The organism is Marmoricola sp. OAE513, assembly GCF_040546585.1.
Lineage (GTDB): Bacteria > Actinomycetota > Actinomycetes > Propionibacteriales > Nocardioidaceae > Marmoricola.
On the sequence record NZ_JBEPOC010000001.1, the window covers coordinates 485,671 to 507,348 of the forward strand.

A 21,678-nucleotide genomic window follows, 5' to 3' on the forward strand; every position below is an offset into this window, starting at 1 on the left:
GTCGTCCACGAGCCCTGTTACCGAGCAGAGGATCTGAAAACCGGCGGCGCCGCGGCCCTTCTCCGCTGCGGCGGGCTAGCGGGGCCACGGATCACGGGGAGCGACGCCCGGGAATTGATTTGTTGAACTCATTCCAATGTCGGCGTTTCGCTTCCCGCGGACCGTCTAGGGTCCTACCTTTTGTCCGTGCCCGAGTCTGTATCCAGCCCCGAAGCGACCGAGCCGCCGGCTCCGCGGCGCAAGGGCCGTCCGCGCGACGCCAGCGCCGACGAACGCATCCTGGCGGCCGCTGCTGAGCTCATCCTCCAGCACGGCTACGACAACATGACCGTCGACGAGGTGGCCGCGAAGGCCAAGGCCGGCAAGGCGACCGTCTACCGGCGCTGGTCGGGCAAGGAAGACCTGGCGTTCGCTGCGCTCGAGCAGCTGTACACCACCGAGCTGCCCATCCCCGACACCGGCAGCATCCGCGAGGACCTGCGCCAGTCCTACCGCTCGGCGCTGGAGTTCGTGTCCACCGAGAGCGGCAAGGCGTACCTGCGGATGACGATCGCGGAGTCCCTGCGCGACGACCGCCTCGGCGCCCTCTACACCGCGGCCCACACCGCCCAGGAGGCCGCCGCTCGCGTCATGTTCGAGCGCGGCATCGCCCGTGGCGAGCTGCGCGCCGACATGCGCGTCGACTTCGCGGTGGCGTGGATCTCCGGACTGCTGGTCCTCAACGCCGCCATCGACAAGGCGCAGCCGACGCTCGACGAGGTGGACGAGATGATCGATTTCGTGCTCCGCGGCTGCGGGGCGTAACTCAGGACAGCGCGCTCTGAGCGTGCGTGCAGGGCGGCGCTCAGCCCAGGATGGCGTCGACGAACGTCTCCGGGTCGAACGGTGCCAGGTCGTCGGGCCCCTCGCCCAGGCCGACCAGCTTGACCGGCACGCCCAGCTCGCGCTGGACCGCCACGACGATGCCGCCCTTGGCCGACCCGTCCAGCTTGGTGAGCACGATGCCGGTGACGTCCACGACCTCGCTGAAGACCCGCGCCTGCACCAGCCCGTTCTGACCGGTGGTCGCGTCCAGCACCAGCAGGACCTCGGTGACCGGGGTCTGCTTCTCGATGACGCGCTTGACCTTGCCGAGCTCGTCCATCAGACCGGCCTTGTTCTGCAGGCGCCCGGCGGTGTCGACCAGCACGACGTCCACGGCGCGCTCGACACCCGTGCGGACCGCCTCGAACGCCACACTGGCGGGATCACTCCCCTCGGGACCGGACACGACGTCGACACCGACCCGCTCCCCCCAGGTGCTCAGCTGCTCGGTGGCAGCGGCACGGAACGTGTCGGCCGCACCCATCACGACGCTGTGCTCCTCGGCGACCAGTACCCGGGCGATCTTGCCCACCGAGGTGGTCTTGCCGGCGCCGTTGACGCCGACGACCAGGATCACCGAGGGCGCCCCGTCGGGCCCGGTGAGGTTCAGGGACCGGTCCATGCTCGGGTCGACCAGACCGAGGAGCTCCTCGCGCAGCACCGTGCGAGCGTCCTCGGCGCTGCCGCCCTCGACGCGCAGACGGGTACGGAGCCGCCCGACCACCTCGGTCGTCGGGCCGACGCCCATGTCCGCGGTCAGGAGCGTGTCCTCGAGCTCCTCCCAGGTGTCCTCGTCGAGACGGTCGCGGGACAGCAGCGACAGCAGGCCGCGACCGAGGCCGCCCTGGGATCCGGCAAGGCGCTGACGTAGCCGGACGAGCCGGCTGGCGGGTGCTTCCGGGCGGTCGAGGACCGCTGTCGGCGCGGCGGACTCGGTGGTGGCGGCCGGGGAGTCCTCCTCGCCAGGAGCCGGAGCGGTCGGAGCGACCTCGGCGGGCGCCGGCGCCGGGGAGGCGCTTTCCCGCCCGCGGACGACGAGACCGACGACGAGCGCGATCGCGAGCAGCGCGACGACCGCGCCGATGATCAGGTATTCGGTGGCACCCATGGGGTCAATCCAACCAGAGCACCGCAGACCTGCTCAGCGGCGGGTGAACTCGTCCTCCAACGTCGGCATCGCGTCGACACCGCGCTTCATCGCGTCACCCAGCCAGGGTGCTCCCGGGACCTCCTGGTCGCGGTGCGGGTACGCGACGTACACGACGACGACGGCCGCCGCGACGAGGATCGCCAGCATCACCACGATGATCGAGAGCACAGGGTCGTCCTTCCGAGAGAGCAGCAGGGGCTTGCAGCCCCATCCTTCTACCCCCGGGCAAGGCCCGGTACTCACTCCCCCGCGGGCTGTGAGGAAACCAACAGCTTCGAGACCGCAGCGCGGATCGGGTCCGGCATCGGGGTCGAGGGTCGTGCGGGGTCGGTGTTGTCGACGTACACGTGGACGAAACGGCCCTCGGCGGCGGCGACCTCCTCCGGTGATCCGTCACCTCCCTGGAACAGGCCGATCCGGTAGATGATCGAGGAGGTGCCGACCTTGTCCACGACCAGGCCCATGTCGATCGGGGCCGGGAAGCCGATCTCGCGGAAGTACCGGCAGCTGGTCTCGGCGACGACGCCGATCTGCGGGAGGAGCCGGACCTGGAGCCCGGTGGCCTCGTACAGGTAGGCGTTCACCGCGGTGTCGAAGAGCTCGTAGTAGGTGGCGTTGTTCAGGTGGCCGTAGGCGTCGTCGTCGCGCCACCGGGTGGTCGCACGGCGCCACTCGACGTAGTCCGCCCGCGTCGGGCGGTCCTGCGCGGGGCTCATGCGCTCTCGGTCTCGCGCAGGCGCTGGCTGATCACGGCGGAGACGCCGTCACCCCGCATCGAGACGCCGTACAGAGCGTCACCGACCTCCATGGTCCGCTTCTGGTGGGTGATCACCAGCAGCTGGCTGTTCTCGCGCAGCTCCTCGTAGATCTCCAGCAGGCGGCCGAGGTTGGTGTCGTCCAGCGCGGCCTCGACCTCGTCGAGGATGTAGAACGGCGACGGCCGGGCCTTGAAGAGGGCGACCAGGAAGGCCACCGCCACCAGCGAGCGCTCGCCTCCCGACAGCAGCGAGAGCCGCTTGACCTTCTTGCCCGGCGGGCGGGCCTCGACCTCGATGCCGGTGGTGAGCATGTCGCTCGGGTCGGTGAGCACCAGCTGGCCCTCACCCCCGGGGAAGAGCCGCGCGAACGTCGCGTCGAACGCCGTGACCACGTCGGCGTACGCCTCGGTGAAGACCTGCTCGACGCGCTCGTCGACCTCCTTGACGATGTCCAGCAGGTCGCGCCGGGTACGCCGGAGGTCCTCGAGCTGCTCGGTGAGGAACTTGTGCCGCTCCTCGAGCGCCGAGAACTCCTCGAGCGCCAACGGGTTGATCCGACCGAGCTGCGCCAGCGCCCGCTCGGCGGACCGGAGTCGCTTGGTCTGCTCGTCCCGGTCGTACGACGCCGGCTCGGGGACCTCCTGGCCCTCCTCGACCTCGCCCGTGAAGGGGATCAGCTGGTCCGGTCCGTACTCGGCGACCAGGGCGTCGGCATCCAGGCCGAGGTCCTCCAGCGCCTTCTCCGCGAGCTGCTCGATCCGCATGCGCTGCTCGGTGCGCGCCATCTCGTCGCGGTGCACCGAGTTGACCAGCTCGTCCAACGTGGTGGCCAGGCCGCGCAGCTTCTCGCGGGCGTCCACGAGCTCCTGCTCACGTCCGACGCGACCCTGCTCGACGCGGGTGCGCTGGACCGACGCGAGCTCGACGGACTCCTCCAGACGGGCCAGGACGACCGCGACACCGCGGGTGACCGCCTCGGCGACGGCGCCCTCACGGATCAGCCGCTCGCGACGCTCGATCGCCTTCGCCCGGGCATCGCGCTCGGCCTGCGCCTGGGCGACCAGGCTGTCGGCCCGGCCGTGCAGCGCGCGGGCGCGCTCCTCGGCGGTGCGCAGCGCCAGGCGCGACTCCATCTCGTGGGCCCGGGCGGCGCGCGCGGCGTCGCCCAGCGCTTCGCGGGTCTCGGTGTCCGGCTCCTCCTCGGGAGCCTCCTCGGCGGCCGCGAGCCGTGCTTCGAGCTCGGCGAGGCCGGAGAGGTCCTTGGCGTGCGACTCCTGCGCGGCGATGATCGCCTGCTCGAGGCGGCTGGCCTCAGCCTTGGCCGACCGTGCCTGCGACCCGTACTGACCGAGCTCCTCGGCCACCGCGGCGAGCGCGGCGTCCGACTCGTGCAGCTTGGCGAGCGCGACGTCCACACGGTGCGAGGCCTCCTCGCGCTCGGACTCCAGCGCGCTCAGCGCGAAGGTGAGCCGGTCCAGCTCGTGACCGGCGCGGTTCAGCGACTCGGTCGCCTCGTCCACGGCGGCCTGGACCTCGAGGAGGCTCGGCTGGCTCGAGGAGCCGCCGGCGGCGAAGTGGGCACCGAGCACGTCGCCCTCGCGGGTGACCGCCGTGACGTCGCGGGCCTCGGCGACCAGGGCCTTGGCCGCGGCGAGGTCGTCGACCACGGCGACCTTGAACAGCAGCCGCGACAGCGCCGGACGCAGGTCCGCGGGACACTCGATCACGTCGAGCGCGTAGACGGCTCCGGCACCGAGGCCGGGCCAGGACGCGTCGTCGACGTCGGCACCCCCGAGCAGGATGCCGGCCCGTCCGAGGTCGGAGTCCTTGAGGTGTCCGATGGCCGTGATCGCCGCGTCGACATCGGTCACGGCGACCGCGTCAGCAGCGCCGCCGAGCGCGGCGGCGACCGCGGCCTCGTAACCCGGGCGCACGGTCAGCAGCGCGGCGACCGAACCCAGCAGGCCGGAGACCGACTCGGTAGCAGCCAGCAGGGCGCCTGCCCCGTCCTTGCGGTTGAGACCGATCTCGAGGGCTTCCTTGCGGGCGCCCAGGGCGCTCTTCTCGCGCTCGGCGGCCTGGGCCTCCTCGCGCAGCTTGGTCAGGCGTTCCTCGATGTCGGCCAGCTGGCTGCTGGCACCCTCGTGCTCGGCGTCCAGTCCCTCCTCGCCGGCGTCGAGGCCGGCGATCCGGGTCTCCAGGGAGGTGAAGCTCTGCTCGGACTTCTCGGCGCGGGCGACGGCCTCGGCGCGGGCGTTCTCGAGCCGCGCGACCTCCTCCTCGGCCGCGGCGGCACGGCTCCGCAAGCCGTTGACCTGGCCGTGCAGGCGCGCCATGCCCTCGCGACGGTCGGCGGCAGCGCGCTGGAGGCCGGCGATCCGACGCTCCTCCTCGCCGAACGCCTGCTCGGCAGCGGTCCGGGCGGTGACGGCCTCCTCCAGGGCTCCGCGGTTCTGCTCGACCTCGGCGAGGATCGCTGCCTCCTCGACGCGCACCTGCTCGGCGGCAGCCTCGAGCTCGGCCGGGTCCCGACCGGCGGGGATCTCGGGCTCCACGGCGGCGTTGCGCACCCGCTCAGCGGCGAGGCTCGCCGTACCGCGCAAGCGCTCACGGAGGCCGGAGAGCCCGAACCAGGTCTCCTGGGCGCGCGCGAGCGCGGGCAGGTCCTCGCGCAGGGCCGCCTCGAGCGCCGCCTCGATCTCGCGGGTCGCGGCGATGTCCGCCTCGACCTCGGCGCGCCTGGCGACCAGCACCGTCTCGTCGGCGAGCTCCTGCTCGAGCGACGCGCGGGCCGCGGCCAGGTCGTCGGCCATCAGGCGGGCGCGGGCGTCGCGCAGGTCGGCCTGGACCGTCTGCGCACGACGGGCCACCTCGGCCTGCCGACCGAGCGGCTTGAGCTGACGACGGATCTCGCTGAGCAGGTCGGAGAGCCGGGTCAGGTTCCCCTCCGTGGACTCCAGCTTGCGCAGCGCCTTCTCCTTGCGCTTGCGGTGCTTGAGGACGCCGGCCGCCTCCTCGATGAACCCGCGCCGCTCCTCCGGGGTGGCGCGCAGGATCGTGTCGAGCTGACCCTGCCCGACGATGACGTGCATCTCGCGGCCGATGCCGGAGTCCGAGAGCAGCTCCTGGACGTCGAGCAGCCGGCACGGGGTGCCGTTGATCGCGTACTCCGAACCACCCGTGCGGAACATCGTCCGGCTGATGGTGACCTCGGCGTACTCGATCGGCAGGGCACCGTCGGAGTTGTCGATGGTGAGCACGACCTCGGCGCGACCCAGGGGCGGGCGTCCCGCCGTGCCGGCGAAGATGACGTCGTCCATCTTGCCGCCGCGCAGGCTCTTCGCGCTGGCCTCACCCATCACCCAGGCGAGGGCGTCGACGACGTTGGACTTGCCGGAGCCGTTCGGGCCGACGATGCAGGTGATGCCCGGTTCGAGCTGGAGCGTCGTCGCGGAGGCGAAGGACTTGAACCCCTTCAGGGTCAGGCTCTTCAGGTACAACGTCAGCTCCTCGTTCCGGCAGGGGGCGCGATCATGTGAGTGCGCGAACAGGAATCCTATGCAGAACTCCTGCCGGGGGAAGCGGCACGTCGAGACTACGTGGCTGCGGACCGCTCCGGGAGAGGCCGACCGCGTGTCGGACGGCCACCGTGGCGCCGGCCCGGGGACGGGGTCGGTGACTCCTCAGGGCCTGCGGGACGCGGGCTCACGAGGAGTCCTCGGCGGTGAGGGCCGAGGAGGTCAGGCGGGTTCGAGAACCTCGTCGTTGGTGCCCACCAGGGCGCCGAGCGTGTCGTTCTCCATCTGGAGACGAAGCGTGACGGCTTCCAGGTCAGCGATGCGCTGACGCAGAAGCTGGTTCTCACGAGCGAGGCGGGCGGTCACGCGGGGGTCGGTGCCTCCCAGGTAGCCGTGCAGTGCCTTGGCCATGAAAGTTTCCTCCGGGGAACTGAGGCGGTGGTCGGACCCGTTCGGGCCGTCTACAAGAATCGCACGAGGAGCGCTCAGGAGCAAGATCAGCGCGGGCGCACCGAACCTGCCCGGCCCCGGGGAGCGGGCTGGCACCGCGGGCAGAAGAAGGACGACCGGTTCATGAAGTGCACCCGGGTGATGGCGGTGCCGCAGCGCGAGCAGGGCCGGCCCTCCTGCCCGTAGACCTCCAGCGACCGGTCGAAGTACCCGCTCTCGCCGTTCACGTTCACGTACAGCGCGTCGAAGGAGGTGCCCCCCTGCCCCAGGGCGGCCAGCATGACGGTGCGCGCGCCGGCGAGCACGCGCTCGACGTCGACGACGCGCAGCCGGTCGCCGCGGCGTTCGCCGTGCAGCCCGGCCAGCCAGAGCGCCTCGTCGGCGTAGATGTTCCCGACGCCCGAGATCACCGTCTGGTTGAGCAGGATCCGCTTGATGCCCGAGGCGCTGCGCCGGGCGCGGGCCACGAACGCCGCGTCGTCGAACAGCTCGTCGAGCGGGTCCCGGGCGATGTGCTCGAGCTCGACCGGGAGCTCGGCTCCCCCGGGAGCGAACGACAGACCGCCGAACATCCGCTGGTCGACGAACCGCAGCTCCGGCGCGTCCCGACCCTCGAAGCTGAACCGGACCCGAAGGTGCCGCTCGTCCTCGGCGCCTCGGGGCTGGACCAGCATCTGACCGCTCATGCCGAGATGGCCGAGGAGCGCGTCACCGGAGTCCAGGGGCAACCAGAGGTACTTGCCCCGCCGCCGAGCCGCGGTGAAGGTCCGACCGGTCAGGGTCGCGGCGAAGTCCGCTGGGCCGGGCAGGTGCCGGCGTACCGGGCGTGGGTGCAGCACCTCGACCGCGGAGATCCGGCGGTCCAGCACGTGCGCCTCGAGGCCACGGCGGACGACCTCGACCTCGGGCAGCTCGGGCACGGGGGCCGATCAGGCGTCGGCGCCGTCGGTCGCCGGCACGTCGGCCGACGACTCGGCAGGCAGCTCGGAGACGAGCGTCGCGTACGCCGACTCGGCAGCCTGCTGCTCGGCTTCCTTCTTCGACCGGCCGACACCGTGGCCGTGCAGCCGGTTGGCCACGCGGACCTGGGCCGTGAAGGTCTTCATGTGGTCGGGACCGTCGTCCTCGATCAGGTACATCGGAACACCGAGGTCGTGCTCGGCGCAGAACTCCTGGAGGCTGGTCTTCCAGTCGAGGCCGGCGCCGAGCGCAGCAGCCGCTTCCAGGAGCGGGTCGAAGAGCAGGTGCACGAGCTTCTCGGCGGCGTCGTGGCCGCCGGACAGGAAGGTCGCCCCGATGACCGCCTCGACGGTGTCCGCCAGGATCGAGGCCTTGTCGTGCCCGCCGGTCGACTCCTCACCCTTGCCGAGGCGCACGTAGGGGCCCAACCCGATGGTGCGGGCCACGTCGGCCAGTGCGCGGGCGTTGACCACGGCTGCGCGCAACTTGGCCAGCCGGCCCTCGGAGAGGTCCGGGTGGGTGCGGTAGAGGGTCTCGGTGATGACGACGCCGAGCACGGAGTCCCCCAGGAACTCCAGGCGCTCGTTGGTCGGCAAGCCACCGTTCTCGTACGCGAACGAGCGGTGCGTGAGGGCGAGCTCCAGCAGCTCGGGACTCAGTACGGGGTCACCGAGCGAACTGCGCAGGTCCTTGAACGCCTCCGCGTCGTGCGTCTGCGTCACGCCGACGTCAGGTGTCAGAGGACCTGGCGGCGGTCGGCCTTGGCGCCGTACTGACCGCACTCGGGGCACGCGCGGTGCGGCAGGTGCTTCGAGCCGCAGGCCGGGTTGCTGCACGTCACCAGCGACGGGGCGACGGTCTTCCAGGCCGAACGACGGTGGCGCGTGTTGCTGCGCGACATCTTCCGCTTCGGAACAGCCACGATGTACTCCTTGTCAGCGGCCGGGTTCCCCCGGCCAGTTTCAACGTCTGGGGTGGTGCTACTTCTCGTCGGACTCCCCGTCGGGAAGCACTGCGTCCTGCAGGGCCGCCCACCGGATGTCGACCGGCTCCTCGTGCCGGTGGTCCGGGTCGTCCGCCAGGCGAGCACCGCACTCGGCGCACAGTCCCGGACAGTCGTCCTGGCACAACGGCTGGAACGGCAGTGCGAGCACCACCGCGTCCCGCAGGAGCGGCTCGAGGTCGATCAGATCGCCCTCGGTCCGACGGACATCGGTCTCCTCGTCGGCTTCCTCGTCGCTCGACGAGTGACCGTCTTGGGAGTCGTCGTAGAGGAACAGCTCCTGGATGTCGATCGTGACCTCGTCCTCGATCGGTTCCAGGCACCGTGCGCACTCACCCTCGAGCTCGGCTGACGCCGTCCCGCTGACGAGCACTCCCTCCATGACCGCCTCGAGCCGCAGGTCAAAGCTGACCTCCGAACCCTCGGGCACGCCCAGGATTTCGATACCCAGCTCTGCAGGAGCCTCCGCGGTGAGAGTCACCGTGCGCTGGGACCCCGGGCGGCGGCCGAGCTCGCGTGTATCGAGCACGAGCGGCGCTCTCGGGTCGAGATTGCGCAAGATGTCACTTCCGTTTAAGCCTCTGCAGAACCTCCGGGAGTCTAGCCGGACTCGGTCCCGAGGGGCTAATCGGACATCTCGGCTCAGCGGTCGAGGTGCTCGGGCAGGCTGATCGCGCCGACATCGGTGTCGTCGGCCAGCCCGTGCACGTGTCCCCCGGTCAGCTGGGCGCGACCCTTGCGGAGCACCTGCACGGCCTCGACGAGCATGTTCTCGAACTCGGTGAGCTTCTCGGTGACGTACTGGTCGGTCTCGACCTTGAGGTCCTCGAGCTCCTCGGGCGCCAGCTTGGCGATCTGCGAGCGACCCAGCACCATCCGGTCGGCCGTCTTGGTGAGGGTGTGCTCGAAGTTGGCCAGCTTCGCCTCGACGTACTCCTCGGCCTCGGAACGCAGACGGGCAGCGTCCCGCTCCGCGTCCGCGACGACCTCCTCGGCGCGCAGCTGGGCGAGCTTGAACACGTCGGTGTCGGAGACCATGTCCTGGCTGCGGCGCTCGGCCTCCCGGAGCAGCTCGATGGCCTCGATCCGGCCGGTGTCGACGAACGCGTCCCGCTCCCCGAGGACCTCGGGTCGCGTGCGAGAGCGACTGGTCGATCGTCATCTCCAGCTCACCGAGCAGCTCGTGCAGCTCGTGGCGGTTGATCATCACCGACGCCGACATCGGCACCGAGCGTGCGGCGTCGACCGCGCTGCGGAGCGCGTCCAGGCGTCGGGTGATGTCCTCCTTCACCGGTCAGGCCCCCTCGGCGGCGGCACGCCTCGCGGCGAGCCGCGCGGTCAGGCGCTCCAGCACGAACGGCGGCACCAGCGCGGAGACGTCACCACCGAAGGTCGCCACCTCCTTGACGAGCGAGGACGCCAGGAACGAGTACTCGGGGCTGGTCGGCACGAACACGGTCTCCACGGTCGGCGCCAGCGAGGAGTTCATCTGGGCCATCTGCAGCTCGTAGTCGAAGTCGCTGACCGCGCGCAGTCCTTTGACGATCGCCTTGATGCCGTTCTGCTCGCAGAAGGTGGTCAGCAGACCCTCGAAACCGGCCACGGTGACGTTGCCGTACGGTGCGATCGCCTCGCGGATCATCTCCATCCGCTCCTCGGCGGTGAACAGCCGGGCACTGGCCTTCGACTTGTTCACCCCGATCGCGACGACGACCTCGTCGAAGAGGTCCGAGGTGCGCGCGATGATGTCGAGGTGGCCGTTGGTGACCGGGTCGAACGACCCCGGGCAGACCGCTTTCCGCACGTGCTACTCCTCCGTTGCTTCGGGGCGGCGAAGGTACCAAAGCACCGTCTCGCCGTACTTCTTCTGCCTCGCGGTCCCGAGTCCGTCCGGCCACGCAGGCTCAACGCTACGCCGGGACCGCTCCACCACGACAGCGGCGCCCTCCGAGAGCCAGCCTCCGGTCGCCAGCAGACCGAGCGCCTCGGTCACGGCCTCCGCGGGCAGCGGGTACGGCGGGTCGAGGAACACGACGTCGAACGGTTCTCGGGCCGGAGCGGTCAGCACCCGCTCGACGGGATGCGCGCTGACCTCGACGGCGAGCCCGAGGGTGCGGGCGTTCTCGGCGATCAGGGCCGCGGTGCGCCGGTCCGACTCCACCGCCAGCACGGCGGTCGCCCCGCGGGAAGCCGCCTCCAGCCCGACGGCGCCGGAGCCGGCGTACAGGTCGAGGACGCGCAGTCCGTGCAGCGAACCGAACTGGGCCTCCAGCGCGGAGAACAGCGCCTCCCGGACCCGGTCCGAGGTCGGGCGGGTGACGTCCCCCGCAGGCGTCCGGACCCGGCGACCCTTCGCCGTGCCCGCGATGATGCGTGTCATCCGGACCTCACCCCTTGTCCAGGAACTCGGCGCGCTCGGAGAACTCCAGGATCTCCACGGCGCGCTTCAGCGCCGGCGTACCGTCCAGGTCGGGGTCGGAGGCCAGGTACGCCGTCGCGGCCTCGCGCGCCGCCACGATCACGTCCTCGTCGGTGAGGACCGACAGCAGCCGCAGCGCTGAGCGTCGGCCGCTCTGCTCGACACCGAGGACGTTGCCCTCGCGCCGCTGCTCCAGATCGATCCGGGAGAGCTCGAAACCGTCGCGGGTGCCGGCGACCGCGGTGAGGCGTTCCATGCTCGGCGAGTCCGGCGCCGCGCTGGTGACGAGGAGGCAGAGACCGGAGTGGCCTCCGCGGCCGATCCGGCCGCGGAGCTGGTGCAGCTGTGAGACGCCGAAGCGCTCGGCGTCGAGGATCACCATGACCGTGGAGTTCGGGACGTCGACGCCGACCTCGATCACCGTCGTGGAGACCAGGACGTCGACCAGGCCCGAGGCGAAGGACTGCATGACACGGTCCTTGTCCTCCGGGGTCATCCGGCCGTGCAGCATCTCCACCCGCAGGCCCGCGAGCGGTCCGCTCGCCAGGTCGGGGGCGAGGTCCTCCACGGCGAACAGGTCCGGACCGTCCTCGGGCGGCGGCTCGTCACCGATCCGGGCACAGACCACGTAGGCCTGCCGTCCCTGGGCCACCTCCTCGCGGATCCGGCTCCAGGCGCGGTCGAGCCAGGCCGGTTGCACCTGCACCGGAACCACGCTGGTCTGCACCTCGCCACGACCGGCCGGCAGCTCGGAGAGCGTGGAGGTGTCGAGGTCACCGAAGACCGTCATCGCCACGGTCCGCGGGATCGGCGTCGCGGTCATCACCAGGACGTGCGGCGGGGTCCCCGCCTTACCGGTCAGGGCCGCACGCTGCTCGACGCCGAAGCGGTGCTGCTCGTCGACGACGACGAGGCCGAGGTCGAAGAACTGGACCTTCTCCTCGAGCAGCGCGTGCGTCCCGATCACGATGCCGGCCTCCCCGCTGGCCGCGTCGAGCATCGCCTGGCGGCGCGCGGCCGTGCTCATCGACCCGGTGAGCAGTGCCAGCCGGGTCGCCTGCTCGGCACCGCCCAGAAGACTGCCGAGCGTGCCGCCCTCGGCGAGGTCGCCGAGCATCGAGGCCATCGAGCGGAAGTGCTGCTGGGCCAGGACCTCGGTGGGCGCGAGCAGGGCTGCCTGTCCTCCGGCATCGACGACCTGCAGCATCGCCCGGAGCGCGACCAGCGTCTTGCCGGAGCCGACCTCGCCCTGGAGCAGTCGGTGCATCGGGTGGTCCGAGGCGAGCTCGTCGGCGACCTCGTCCCCGACCCGCTCCTGGCCGGCCGTCAGGGTGAACGGCAGCCGCGTGTCGAACGCGTCCAGGATCCCGTCGGTGCGCAGCGGACGCGGCACGGCCGGTTCGGCGCGGTGGTTCGCACGACGCCTCGCGAGCACCATCTGGGTGGTGAACGCCTCGTCGTACTTGAGCCGCTTGCGGGCGGCTCCGAGCTCTCCGTGGTTGTCGGGTCGGTGGATCCAGCGCAGCGCCTGGTCGGCCGAGAGCAGCTCCCGCTCGGCCCGGACCGCTGCGGGCAGGGTGTCCGGGATGTCGTCGACCAGCTCGAGCGCCAGGCCGATGAGCTCCTCGAGCTGCCAGCTGTCGACCTTGCCGGTCACCGGGTAGATCGGGATCAGCTCGGGCATCTTCGCGAAGGCGTCCGCCGCGTCGTCGGCGTCGTCGCCGTACATCCGCGAGTTCGGGTTGTTCAGCTCCCAGTGCCCGTTGAACCACTTGAGCTTGCCGGAGAACATCCCGATCTTCCCGGCCGCCAGCTGCTCGGCCCGCCACCGAGCGGTGTGGTGCGCGCGGTCGAAGAACGTCATCCGCAGGGTGCCGTCCTCGGCCTTGACCAGCACCTCCTGCCGGTACGCCGTCTTCCGGGTCCGCCGGTCCTGGTAGGTCTTCTGCGCCGAGGACACGATCTCGCCGACCAGCGAGAGCATGTCGCCCTCCTGCAGCTGGCCGAGGTCGCTAAGGCGACCCTTCTCGACGTAGCTGCGCGGGTAGTGGCCGAGCAGGTCGCCGACCGTCTCGTAGCCGGTCTCCTTGACGACGTCGGCGGCCTTCTTGCCCCCGATCGTCGTGAGGGCCGACTCCCAGCTGACCTTCACTCGACCGCCAGCAGCAACGGGTACCGCTCCTGACCGCCGTCGTAGACGAGCACGTCGACGCCGGCGTGGGCACCGGCGATCCACTGCTCGAGCCGCTCGGTCAGATCGCCGCAGTCCTGACCGGAGACCAGGGTCACCAGCTCGCCGCCCCCGCCGAGCATGCGCTCGAGCAGCTGAACGGCGACGTCGAACCGGTCCTGCCCGACGATCGCGAAGTCCCCCTGCAGCACGCCGAGCACGTCGCCGACCTCGCAGGGGCCGGCGGTGGTCATCGCCTGCTTGGCCGCCACGGTGACGGCACCGTGCCGGGTGCTGCGCGCCGCGGAGGTCATCTGGACGACGTCGGAGTCGAAGCCGCGGCCGGGCTCGTGCACCGCCATCGCGGCGATGCCCTGCACCTGCGCCCGGGTCGGGACCACCACCACCCGGATCTCGCCGCCCTCCTCGGCGGCAGCGGCAGCGGCCTGCGCGACGCCCAGGGAATCCGGGTCGTTGGGCAGCACGACGACCTCGTCGGCGCCGCTGCCGAGCACGGCCTCGAGGATCTCGCCGGTGCTCGGACGACGTCCGGGTCCGCCGATGAGCACCTTCGCCCCGGCCTCGGCGAAGATCGCGCCGATCCCCTCGCCTGCGGCGACCGCGACCACCGCACGACCTCGACGGGTCGCGCGCCGCTCCTGCGCACGGGTGATCTGCTCGGCGAAGTGCGTGACCCGGATGCGTCGTGGACGACCGGTGTCGATGCCCGCCTCGACGGCGGCCCCGACGTCGTCGGTGTGCACGTGCACGTTCCACAGACCCTCGCCGCCGACGACCACGACGGAGTCGCCGAGGGCGCCGAGCCGGGTGCGCAGGTCCTTGATGACCTCGCTCTCGTCCGCGTCCTCGGAGCACTCGACGTCGAGCAGGTACATCACCTCGTACGCCGGCCCGCCCTCGGTGAGGTCGCCGGTCGGCAGCGCGGGAGCGATCGGCTGCGGGATCCTGCGAGCGCTGCCGGTGCTCTGCGGAGCGCCGACCGGGCGCTGGCCGGTCACCGCTGTCTCGGCGGCGTCCAGGATCACGCAGAGCCCACGGCCACCGGCGTCGACCACGCCGGCATCGCGGAGCAGCTGCATCTGGTCGGGGGTGCGGGCCAGGGCTTCCCGGGCCGCCTCGGCGGCCGCGTGCAGGACGTCGCCCAGGTGGGCCTGCGGGTCCTCGGCCCGGACCGCAGCGGCGGTGGCCGCTGCCTTCGCGACGCTGAGCATGGTGCCCTCGACCGGGTTCCCGACCGCCGCGTACGCCGCCTCGCTGGCCAGCGCGAAGCCCTCGGCCATGAGCACGGCGGAGCGGTCCTCGGGGCCGCCCTTCCCCATCCGGCGCAGCAGCGCCGTGAGCAGCTGGCTCAGGATGACCCCTGAATTCCCGCGGGCGCCGAGGAGGACGGCACGTCCGTAGGCCTGCAGCGCGGCACGGAGGTCGGGCTCGACGCCCGGCTCGGCGGCCTCGGCCGCCTCCAGGTGCTCGCGCAGGGCTCCCCGGGCCGACTCCATGGTCAGGAACATGTTCGTCCCGGTGTCCCCGTCGGGGACCGGGTAGACGTTGAGCGCGTCGATCTCCTCGCGGGCGGCGGAGAGCCCCTCGACGGCCAGATCCGCGAACCGGCGTACGGTTCCCAGATCGAAGGTGGCGATCTGCTCGCCACGCGTGCCAGCCGTCATTCCCCGCCCTCGGTCCTCGCGCCCGGTCAGGGTGCACAGATGTTGTGGATCACGCTACCGATCCGGTGCTCGATTCGCGCGCAGGGGGTGGTGTCGTTTATCCTTCTTCGGTTGCCCAGAACGGATCGACGTCCGGGACGGGACCCTGACTTTGTTTGAACGAGAATCAAGGAGTGCACGGTGGCTGCCGTCTGCGACATCTGCGCCAAGAAGCCCGGCTTCGGCAACAACCGACCCTGGTCGCGCAAGATCACGAAGCGTCGCTTCAACCCGAACATCCAGCGCGTGCGCGCGACCGTGAACGGCACGCCGAAGCGCGTGAACGTCTGCACCGGCTGCCTCAAGGCCGGCAAGGTCTCCCGCTAAGTACGTTCCTCGGCAGCGGCGCGGTGCTCCGGCACGGCGCCGTTGCTGTCGTTTTGAACCAGTTCGGCCTGAGGTGCCTGGTGCCTCAGAAGTGCGTCCAACCCGAGGGACCCTCGTATTCCTCACCGTCGACGGTGACCTCCGGGCCGTCCTCCCCCGCCGCGAGCACAGCACCGATCGCCCGGAAACCTTCGGGCAGCACGGCGTCGCCCGGAAAGGTCGCCACCAGCGCGTGGTCCTCGCCACCGCCGAGGACGAAGCTGATCGGCTCCACCCCCAGCGCCGCGCCGACGGCCTGCAGCGGCCCGTCGAGGTCGAAGGCCCCCGACCACACGTCGATGCGGACACCCGAACCGTGCGCCAGGTGGCCCACGTCGGCCACCAGCCCGTCGGACACGTCGATCATCGAGGTCGCTCCCCCGGCCGCTGCCAGTGGGCCGGCGGCGTACGGCGGTTCCGGGCGCTGGTGAGCCAGCACGACCGCGCGGGGTGAGCGGAAACCGCGCCCCAGCACCGCGAGACCTGCCGCTGCCCAGCCCTGACGACCCGCGATCGCGAGGACGTCACCCGGGCGGGCCCCGCTGCGCAGCACCGGAGCGACCGTGCACTCCCCCAGGACCGTGACGGCGATGACGATCTCCGTACCCCGGGTGATGTCGCCGCCGATGACGCTGGCCCCGACCAGGGCCGCCTCGGCAGCGACCCCGTCGGCCAGGTCGAGCACCCACCGCGCCTCGAGGTCCGGGGGCAGCGTCAGCCCGAGGGTCAGGGCGGTCGGGGTGCCACCCATGGCGTTGATGTCGGAGAGGTTCTGCGCCGCGGCACGGTGCCCGACATCGGTGGCCCCGGCCCAGTCCCTGCGGAAGTGCCTGTTCTCCACCAGCAGGTCGGTGGAGACCACGACGTGACCCTTGGGGGTGCGCAGCAGCGCGGCGTCGTCACCCGGGCCGACGAAGACCGCCGGGCCCTGCTCGAAGCGGCTGACGACCTGCTGGATCAGCCCGAACTCTCCGAGGTCGGCCACGGTGGCACCCGGCGGCGGGGACGTCATGGGGCAATTCTGTCATCCCACCGGCGATTCGCACCGCGGCAGGTGTCCGGTAGGTTCGTCACTGGCCACTCAGCGTCGAGAACTCAGGGAGCTCACATGGTTGCTCAGGCATACGTACTGATCCAGACCGACGTCAAGCGAGCCGCGGAGGTGGCGACCCGCATCGGGGAGATCAAGGGCGTGACCCTGGCCGAGAACATCACCGGTCCGTACGACGTGATCGTCCGCACCGAGGCCCGCAACCTCGACGAGCTCGACAAGCTCGTGCTGACCAAGGTCCGCCAGGTCGACGGGATCATCCGGTCGCTGACCTGCCAGGTCGTGCACCTCTAGCCTGCCCGGCCAGCCCTCGGGTCAGCGCAGGCCGGTCCCCCGGGCCAGCGCGAGGGCGACCAGGTGGTCGAGCAGCTCGGGGTACTCCAGGCCGGAGGCCGCCCACATCCGCGGGAACATCGACGTCGCGGTGAATCCCGGCATGGTCTCGACCTCGTTGAGGACTACCCGTCCGTCGTCGAAGACGAAGAAGTCCACGCGTGCCAACCCCTCCACGTCGAGGGCGGCGAACGCCTCGAGCGCGAACTGGCGCACCCTGGCCGCGACCGCGTCCCCGAGGTCCGCCGGCACCTGCAGCGCGGTGTTCTGCTCGGGCAGGTACTTGGCCTCGAAGTCGTAGAACGTGTGCGCCGCGTCGACGGTGATCTCGGCGATCGCACTGGTGCGCGGCTCTTTGCCGTCGAGTCCGCCGAGCACACCGATCTCGACCTCGCGGGCACCCTCGGCCGCTGCCTCGACGAGCACCTTGGGGTCGAACCGCTGGGCCTCCGTGATCGCTTCGCCCAGGTCCTCGGGGCGGTCGACGCGGCTGATCCCGAAGCTCGACCCGGCGCGGGCGGGCTTCACGAAGACCGGGTAGCCCAGCGAGGCGACCGCCTCGGAGATCGCCGCCTCGTCGCGCTCCCAGGCGCCGGGACGGACGAGCACCCACGGAAGCACCGGCAGGCCCTGGGCGGCGAAGAGCAGCTTCATGAACATCTTGTCGGTGCCGACCGCCGAGGACAGCACGCCGGCGCCGACGTACCGGACCCCGGAGAGCTCGAGCAACCCCTGCAACGTGCCGTCCTGCCCCCAGGGACCGTGCATCACCGGGAAGACCACGTCCACCTCGCCGAGACGGGTCGGGACGGCACCGGGCTCGCTCACGACGAGGTCGGCCTCGGGACTGAGCGCGACCTCGCGGTCGCCGGTCACCGCAGGGAGCTCGCCGGCAGGACCGAGAGCGAGGCGTCCGCCCTCGTTGGACTCCAGCACCCAGCGACCGTCGGTGGTGATGCCGATCGGCACGACGTCGTACTTCTCGGGGTCGAGCGCGTTGATCACGCTGCCCGCAGAGATGCACGAGATCGCGTGCTCGCTGGAGCGGCCGCCGAAGACCACCGCGACCCGGATCCGGGAGCGCTCGGGGGTGCTGTCGGCGGGCTGCGAGGACATGGGGACGACCCTACCGGCCACTAGGGTTGGGACATGCGACCTGCCACCCGCGCCGTCCACGTCGGCCGCCCGCCGCACGAGAGCGACGAGCCGCTCAACGTCCCGATCACCATGGCCGCGACCTACGTCGCCGGGGGTGACCGGGAGTACGGCCGCTACGCGAACCCCACGTGGACCGCCTTCGAGGAGGCGCTCGCCGACCTCGAGGGCGGGGATCAGGGAGCGCTCTGCCTGTCCTTCGCCAGCGGTCTCGCCGCCGTCTCCGTCGTGCTCGACCTGGTCGGCGCCGACCAGGTCGTCGTCGCGCCGCGGCACGCCTACAACGGCACCACCATGCAGCTGGCCGACCTCGAGTCGCGCGGACGGATCAGGACCGTGCTCGTCGACCTCACCGACACCGCGGCCGTGACCGCCGCCTGCGAGGACGCCGCCCTGGTGTGGCTGGAGTCGCCGAGCAACCCGGCGATGGAGCTGGCCGACCTCGCTGCGATCGCCGAGGCAGCGCACGCGGCAGGTGCCTACGTCGTGGTCGACAACACCTTCGCGACTCCGCTGCTGCAGCAACCGCTGGACCTCGGCGCCGACCTGGTCGTGCACTCGGCGACCAAGTACATCGCCGGCCACTCCGACGTGCTGATGGGAGCCATCGTCACCCGTGACGCCGAGCTGTACGACGTGCTGAAGCGCCGCCGCGACCTGCTGGGGGCCATCCCGGGGCCCTTCGAGGCCTGGCTGGCGCTGCGCGGCCTGCGCACCCTCCCGCTGCGCGTCGAGCGGGCGCAGGCGAACGCGACCGAGCTGGCCCGGCGGCTGCGCGAGCACCCGGCCGTGGTCGACGTCCGCTACCCCGGGTTCGGCGGCATGCTGGCGATCGTGCTGGAGAACGCCGCCGTGGCCGACGTGCTGACCCACAGCACGAAGCTCTGGGTGCACGCGACCTCGCTGGGGGGCGTCGAGTCGATGTTCGAGCGGCGTCGCCGCTGGGCCGCAGAGCCGAGCACGATCCCCGAGGGGCTGGTCCGGCTCTCGGTCGGCATCGAGGACGTCGACGACCTCTGGGACGACCTTGTCGCCGGGCTGCCGTCGTGACCGGACTCCCCGACGGCGTCTCCTCGCGCCCGCTGGTCCTGGCCGACGCCCCTGCGGTCGTCGAGGTGATGGCCGCCTTCGAGATGGCGACGATCGGCTCGGTCGTCATCACCGAGGCCGACATCATCGGCGACTGGAACCGCCCGAGCTTCGACCTGGACGCCGGCACGATCGGCGTCTTCGAGGGCGATCGGTTGCTCGGGTACGCCGAGGTCAGCGGACCCGCCCGCGGTGACGCGTGCGTGCACCCGGAGGAGACCGGCCGCGGCATCGGCACCTTCCTGGCGCACTGGATGCAGGACACCGCGCGCGCCCAGGGGCAGAGCGAGATCGGCATGCCGGTGCCGGAGGGCTCCCCCGGCGAGACCTTGCTCCGGGACCTCGGCTACCACCAGCGGTGGACCTCCTGGGTGCTGGAGCTCCCCGCCGGTCGCGACATCCCGCAGCTCCCACTCCCCGCGGGCTACGGGCTGCGCATCGCCGAGGCGGAGGACGTCGAGGCGACTTACCACGTGATCGAGGACGCGTTCCTGGAGTGGTCGGTGCGTGACAAGCAGCCGTACGACGACTGGCGCGCCCAGGTCGTCGAGCGTCCCGGCTTCGAGCCGTGGAACCTCCAGCTGGTCACCGGACCGGACCGCGAGGTCGTCGGCGGCGTGCACGTCGTGCTCGACCCCGACGGGACCGGGTTCGTCAGCAAGGTCGCCGTCCGGGCGGACCAGCGCGGCAAGGGGCTGGCGAAGGCGCTCCTGGCCGCCGCGTTCGCCGCTGCCCGCGAGGTCGGCAACGGCCGCTCCGAGCTGAGCACCGACTCCCGGACAGGGGCGCTCGACCTCTACCTGGGCCTCGGGATGGAGATCAGCTCGACGTGGATCAACTACGGCATCGCCGTCTGAGGCTCAGCCCCGCTGACGTCGTGAGAGGTCAGTCGCGTTCGGCCTTGGTCTGTCGGGCTATGAACGCGTCCATCATGTCGCGCGCACCGATCTCGCCGCGCACGACCGCGTCGACCTGCTCGGCGATCGGCGCGTCGACACCGATGCTGCGGGCGAGCTCGAGGATCGAGGAGCAGGACTTCGCGCCCTCTGCGACCTGGCTGGTCGTCGCGTAGATCTCCTCGGCGCTCATCCCCTGACCGAGCTTCTCGCCGAAGGTGCGGTTGCGCGAGAGCGGCGAGGAGCAGGTCGCGACCAGGTCACCGAGACCGGCGAGACCCATCAGCGTCAGCGGGTCGGCGCCCTGGGCCATCGCGACCCGCGCCGTCTCGGCGAGACCGCGGGTGATCACCGAGGCGGTGGTGTTGTCGCCGAACCCCAGGCCCACGGCCATGCCGACGCACAGCGCGACGACGTTCTTGTAGGCGCCGCCCAGCTCGCAGCCGAGCACGTCGGTGCTGCGGTAGGGCCGGAACGCCCGCGAGTGGCAGAGCTCCTGGAGCCGACGCGCGACCGCGTCGTCCGCGCAGGCCACCACGCTGGCGGCGGGCTCGCGCAGCGCGATCTCCTTGGCCAGGTTGGGGCCGCTGATCACGCTGATCCGCTCGGGGCCTGCGCCGGTGACCTCGGCGATGACCTCGCTCATTCGCTTCGTGGTGCCGAGCTCGACGCCCTTCATCAGCGAGATGAAGACGGCGTCCTGCGGCACCAGCGGTGCCCACTCGGCGAGGTTCTGGCGCAGCGACTGCGACGGGACCGACAGCACGACGTACTCGGCGCCTTCGAGAGCAACCGCCGGGTCGGTGGTCGCGGTGATCGAGGACGGAAGCTCGATACCCGGGAAGTAGTCGGTGTTCTCGTGCTTGTCGTTGATGTTGGCGCAGACGTCCTCGCGTCGCGCCCACAGCGTGACGTCGTTGCCCGCGTCCGCGAGCACGATCCCGAACGCCGTCCCCCAGGAGCCTGCACTGAACACAGCCACGCGTGCCATCAGCTGTTCCGTCCCCTCTTGTGGTCCTCGGCGTTCGGGTTGCCGGTCTCGTTGACCCCGGCCTTCTTCGGGTCGAACCGTACGGCAGGAGCGGCCTCGCCGCGCAGATCCCCGACCAACCCCGCGATCGCCGCCATGATCCGGTCGGTGGCCTCGTGCAGGACCTCGTTCGTCAGCGGCCGGCCGCGGAGGTCCGACAGGTCGACGGGGTCGCCCACCTTGTAGCGCGCGGTCCGCCGTGGCAGCAGGTGCGGTCGGAACGTGTACGGCGGAAGGATCTCGTGCGCTCCCCACTGACCGATCGGGATCACCGGGCACCCCGTCTCCAGGGCCATCCGGGCAGCACCCGTCTTGCCGCGCATCGGCCAGCCGGTCGGGTCCTTGGTGATGGTGCCTTCGGGGTAGACACCCACGCACCCGCCCGCGTTGATCGCCTCGACGGCGGCGTCGAACGCCTTCGCGGCGTCGGTGCTCGATCGGGACACGGGGATCATCCGAGCGTCCCGGATGATGTACTTGAAGACCGGGACCTCGAACAGCGCGTCCTTGGCCAGGTAGCGGACCAGGCGACCGTGCTCGTAGAGCAGCCAGCCCAGCGTCAGCGGGTCGATGTGCGAGATGTGGTTCATCGCGACGACGCAGCCGCCGGTGGCCGGGATCTTCTCGCCGTCGATCCACTCGTGCTTCGTGGTGGCCAGCAAGGTGGGCTTCACTATCGCGACGACCGTGCCCCACGCCCATCCGCGTCGCTCGCGGAGCTTGCGCACCTTGACCACACCGA

23 protein-coding genes are annotated in these 21,678 nt (G+C 71.2%); 5 read left to right on the top strand and 18 right to left on the bottom strand.

Features of this window, described 5'->3' with window-relative positions:
- Positions 1–186 precede the first annotated feature (186 nt).
- Positions 187–804, top strand: coding sequence for a TetR/AcrR family transcriptional regulator (locus ABIE44_RS02360; protein ID WP_209722688.1), 618 nt, complete (start codon positions 187–189; stop codon positions 802–804).
- 40 nt (positions 805–844) lie between these two features.
- Here ABIE44_RS02360 and ftsY read toward each other — a convergent pair whose 3' ends face one another.
- The 14 genes from ftsY to ABIE44_RS02430 all read right to left on the bottom strand — a co-directional run bounded on the left by ftsY (position 845) and on the right by ABIE44_RS02430 (position 14,977).
- Positions 845–1,972, bottom strand: coding sequence for a signal recognition particle-docking protein FtsY (gene ftsY / locus ABIE44_RS02365; RefSeq protein WP_209722685.1), 1,128 nt, complete (start codon positions 1,970–1,972; stop codon positions 845–847).
- Positions 1,973–2,005: 33 nt separating this feature from the next.
- Positions 2,006–2,182 (bottom strand): hypothetical protein, encoded by a 177-nt coding sequence (locus tag ABIE44_RS02370; RefSeq protein ID WP_209722682.1) that lies wholly within the window; start codon positions 2,180–2,182, stop codon positions 2,006–2,008.
- 71 nt (positions 2,183–2,253) lie between these two features.
- Positions 2,254–2,730, bottom strand: coding sequence for an acyl-CoA thioesterase (locus ABIE44_RS02375; RefSeq protein ID WP_209722679.1), 477 nt, complete (start codon positions 2,728–2,730; stop codon positions 2,254–2,256).
- Entirely contained in the window at positions 2,727–6,272 is a 3,546-nt protein-coding gene (gene smc / locus ABIE44_RS02380) for a chromosome segregation protein SMC (RefSeq protein WP_209722676.1), read from the bottom strand. Before smc ends, ABIE44_RS02375 begins: the two co-directional genes overlap by 4 nt.
- 240 nt (positions 6,273–6,512) lie before the next feature.
- Complete coding sequence (locus ABIE44_RS02385; protein WP_209722673.1) at positions 6,513–6,701, bottom strand: hypothetical protein; 189 nt, start codon at positions 6,699–6,701, stop codon at positions 6,513–6,515.
- A gap of 86 nt (positions 6,702–6,787) precedes the next feature.
- A complete protein-coding gene (mutM, locus tag ABIE44_RS02390; protein WP_209722671.1) occupies positions 6,788–7,660 on the bottom strand; it encodes a bifunctional DNA-formamidopyrimidine glycosylase/DNA-(apurinic or apyrimidinic site) lyase in 873 nt (290 codons plus the stop codon).
- 9 nt (positions 7,661–7,669) lie between these two features.
- Complete coding sequence (gene rnc / locus ABIE44_RS02395) at positions 7,670–8,422, bottom strand: ribonuclease III (protein ID WP_502912692.1); 753 nt, start codon at positions 8,420–8,422, stop codon at positions 7,670–7,672.
- Positions 8,423–8,436: 14 nt separating this feature from the next.
- A complete protein-coding gene (gene rpmF / locus ABIE44_RS02400; protein WP_209722665.1) occupies positions 8,437–8,622 on the bottom strand; it encodes a 50S ribosomal protein L32 in 186 nt (61 codons plus the stop codon).
- A gap of 58 nt (positions 8,623–8,680) precedes the next feature.
- Positions 8,681–9,232: a YceD family protein gene (locus ABIE44_RS02405; RefSeq protein ID WP_354437780.1), complete on the bottom strand. Its 552-nt coding sequence runs from the start codon at positions 9,230–9,232 to the stop codon at positions 8,681–8,683.
- Between the two features lie 113 nt (positions 9,233–9,345).
- Positions 9,346–9,741 (bottom strand): hypothetical protein, encoded by a 396-nt coding sequence (locus ABIE44_RS02410; RefSeq protein WP_354437781.1) that lies wholly within the window; start codon positions 9,739–9,741, stop codon positions 9,346–9,348.
- 256 nt (positions 9,742–9,997) lie between these two features.
- Positions 9,998–10,507 carry a pantetheine-phosphate adenylyltransferase gene (gene coaD, locus ABIE44_RS02415; protein WP_209722657.1) on the bottom strand — a complete coding sequence of 170 codons (510 nt, stop codon included), beginning with the start codon at positions 10,505–10,507 and terminating at the stop codon, positions 9,998–10,000.
- 3 nt (positions 10,508–10,510) lie between these two features.
- Positions 10,511–11,083 carry a 16S rRNA (guanine(966)-N(2))-methyltransferase RsmD gene (rsmD, locus tag ABIE44_RS02420; RefSeq protein WP_209722654.1) on the bottom strand — a complete coding sequence of 191 codons (573 nt, stop codon included), beginning with the start codon at positions 11,081–11,083 and terminating at the stop codon, positions 10,511–10,513.
- Between the two features lie 7 nt (positions 11,084–11,090).
- Entirely contained in the window at positions 11,091–13,274 is a 2,184-nt protein-coding gene (locus tag ABIE44_RS02425) for an ATP-dependent DNA helicase RecG (protein WP_209722651.1), read from the bottom strand.
- Positions 13,271–14,977 carry a DAK2 domain-containing protein gene (locus ABIE44_RS02430; RefSeq protein WP_209722647.1) on the bottom strand — a complete coding sequence of 569 codons (1,707 nt, stop codon included), beginning with the start codon at positions 14,975–14,977 and terminating at the stop codon, positions 13,271–13,273. Before ABIE44_RS02430 ends, ABIE44_RS02425 begins: the two co-directional genes overlap by 4 nt.
- Before the next feature lie 180 nt (positions 14,978–15,157).
- On the opposite strand from ABIE44_RS02430, the gene rpmB reads away from it, so the two are divergent.
- Entirely contained in the window at positions 15,158–15,343 is a 186-nt protein-coding gene (rpmB, locus tag ABIE44_RS02435) for a 50S ribosomal protein L28 (protein WP_110238881.1), read from the top strand.
- A gap of 85 nt (positions 15,344–15,428) precedes the next feature.
- Here rpmB and ABIE44_RS02440 read toward each other — a convergent pair whose 3' ends face one another.
- Positions 15,429–16,394 carry a thiamine-phosphate kinase gene (locus ABIE44_RS02440; protein ID WP_209722644.1) on the bottom strand — a complete coding sequence of 322 codons (966 nt, stop codon included), beginning with the start codon at positions 16,392–16,394 and terminating at the stop codon, positions 15,429–15,431.
- Positions 16,395–16,490: 96 nt separating this feature from the next.
- Here ABIE44_RS02440 and ABIE44_RS02445 point away from each other — a divergent pair, with 96 nt between their 5' ends.
- Positions 16,491–16,727, top strand: a complete 237-nt coding sequence (locus ABIE44_RS02445; protein ID WP_209722641.1) for an Lrp/AsnC family transcriptional regulator — start codon at positions 16,491–16,493, stop codon at positions 16,725–16,727.
- A 21-nt stretch (positions 16,728–16,748) separates the two neighbouring features.
- Here the strand turns inward: ABIE44_RS02445 and ABIE44_RS02450 are convergent, their stop codons facing one another.
- Positions 16,749–17,882 (bottom strand): D-alanine--D-alanine ligase family protein, encoded by a 1,134-nt coding sequence (locus ABIE44_RS02450; RefSeq protein WP_209722638.1) that lies wholly within the window; start codon positions 17,880–17,882, stop codon positions 16,749–16,751.
- Positions 17,883–17,915: 33 nt separating this feature from the next.
- Between ABIE44_RS02450 and ABIE44_RS02455 the strand changes: the two genes are divergently transcribed.
- Together ABIE44_RS02455 and ABIE44_RS02460 are read left to right on the top strand one after the other, a co-directional pair.
- Positions 17,916–18,971 carry a trans-sulfuration enzyme family protein gene (locus ABIE44_RS02455; RefSeq protein WP_209722635.1) on the top strand — a complete coding sequence of 352 codons (1,056 nt, stop codon included), beginning with the start codon at positions 17,916–17,918 and terminating at the stop codon, positions 18,969–18,971.
- Positions 18,968–19,867, top strand: a complete 900-nt coding sequence (locus ABIE44_RS02460) for a GNAT family N-acetyltransferase (RefSeq protein WP_354437783.1) — start codon at positions 18,968–18,970, stop codon at positions 19,865–19,867. Before ABIE44_RS02455 ends, ABIE44_RS02460 begins: the two co-directional genes overlap by 4 nt.
- A gap of 28 nt (positions 19,868–19,895) precedes the next feature.
- Here the strand turns inward: ABIE44_RS02460 and ABIE44_RS02465 are convergent, their stop codons facing one another.
- Both ABIE44_RS02465 and ABIE44_RS02470 read right to left on the bottom strand, forming a co-directional pair.
- Positions 19,896–20,897 (bottom strand): NAD(P)H-dependent glycerol-3-phosphate dehydrogenase, encoded by a 1,002-nt coding sequence (locus tag ABIE44_RS02465; RefSeq protein ID WP_209722632.1) that lies wholly within the window; start codon positions 20,895–20,897, stop codon positions 19,896–19,898.
- Positions 20,897–21,673, bottom strand: coding sequence for a lysophospholipid acyltransferase family protein (locus ABIE44_RS02470; protein WP_209722629.1), 777 nt, complete (start codon positions 21,671–21,673; stop codon positions 20,897–20,899). The genes ABIE44_RS02465 and ABIE44_RS02470 overlap by 1 nt, the downstream gene beginning before the upstream one ends.
- Positions 21,674–21,678: the final 5 nt, after the last annotated feature.

What these genes read in the sequence shown, in the direction of transcription:
- ftsY (WP_209722685.1), bottom strand. Translation starts at nt 1,972, where the DNA reads ATGGGTGCCACCGAATACCTGATCATCGGCGCGGTCGTCGCGCTGCTC.
- ABIE44_RS02375 (WP_209722679.1), bottom strand. Translation starts at nt 2,730, where the DNA reads ATGAGCCCCGCGCAGGACCGCCCGACGCGGGCGGACTACGTCGAGTGG.
- ABIE44_RS02385 (WP_209722673.1), bottom strand. Translation starts at nt 6,701, where the DNA reads ATGGCCAAGGCACTGCACGGCTACCTGGGAGGCACCGACCCCCGCGTG.
- ABIE44_RS02410 (WP_354437781.1), bottom strand. Translation starts at nt 9,741, where the DNA reads ATGGTCTCCGACACCGACGTGTTCAAGCTCGCCCAGCTGCGCGCCGAG.
- rsmD (WP_209722654.1), bottom strand. Translation starts at nt 11,083, where the DNA reads ATGACACGCATCATCGCGGGCACGGCGAAGGGTCGCCGGGTCCGGACG.
- ABIE44_RS02430 (WP_209722647.1), bottom strand. Translation starts at nt 14,977, where the DNA reads ATGACGGCTGGCACGCGTGGCGAGCAGATCGCCACCTTCGATCTGGGA.
- ABIE44_RS02440 (WP_209722644.1), bottom strand. Translation starts at nt 16,394, where the DNA reads ATGACGTCCCCGCCGCCGGGTGCCACCGTGGCCGACCTCGGAGAGTTC.
- ABIE44_RS02445 (WP_209722641.1), top strand. Translation starts at nt 16,491, where the DNA reads ATGGTTGCTCAGGCATACGTACTGATCCAGACCGACGTCAAGCGAGCC.
- ABIE44_RS02450 (WP_209722638.1), bottom strand. Translation starts at nt 17,882, where the DNA reads ATGTCCTCGCAGCCCGCCGACAGCACCCCCGAGCGCTCCCGGATCCGG.
- ABIE44_RS02455 (WP_209722635.1), top strand. Translation starts at nt 17,916, where the DNA reads ATGCGACCTGCCACCCGCGCCGTCCACGTCGGCCGCCCGCCGCACGAG.
- ABIE44_RS02465 (WP_209722632.1), bottom strand. Translation starts at nt 20,897, where the DNA reads ATGGCACGCGTGGCTGTGTTCAGTGCAGGCTCCTGGGGGACGGCGTTC.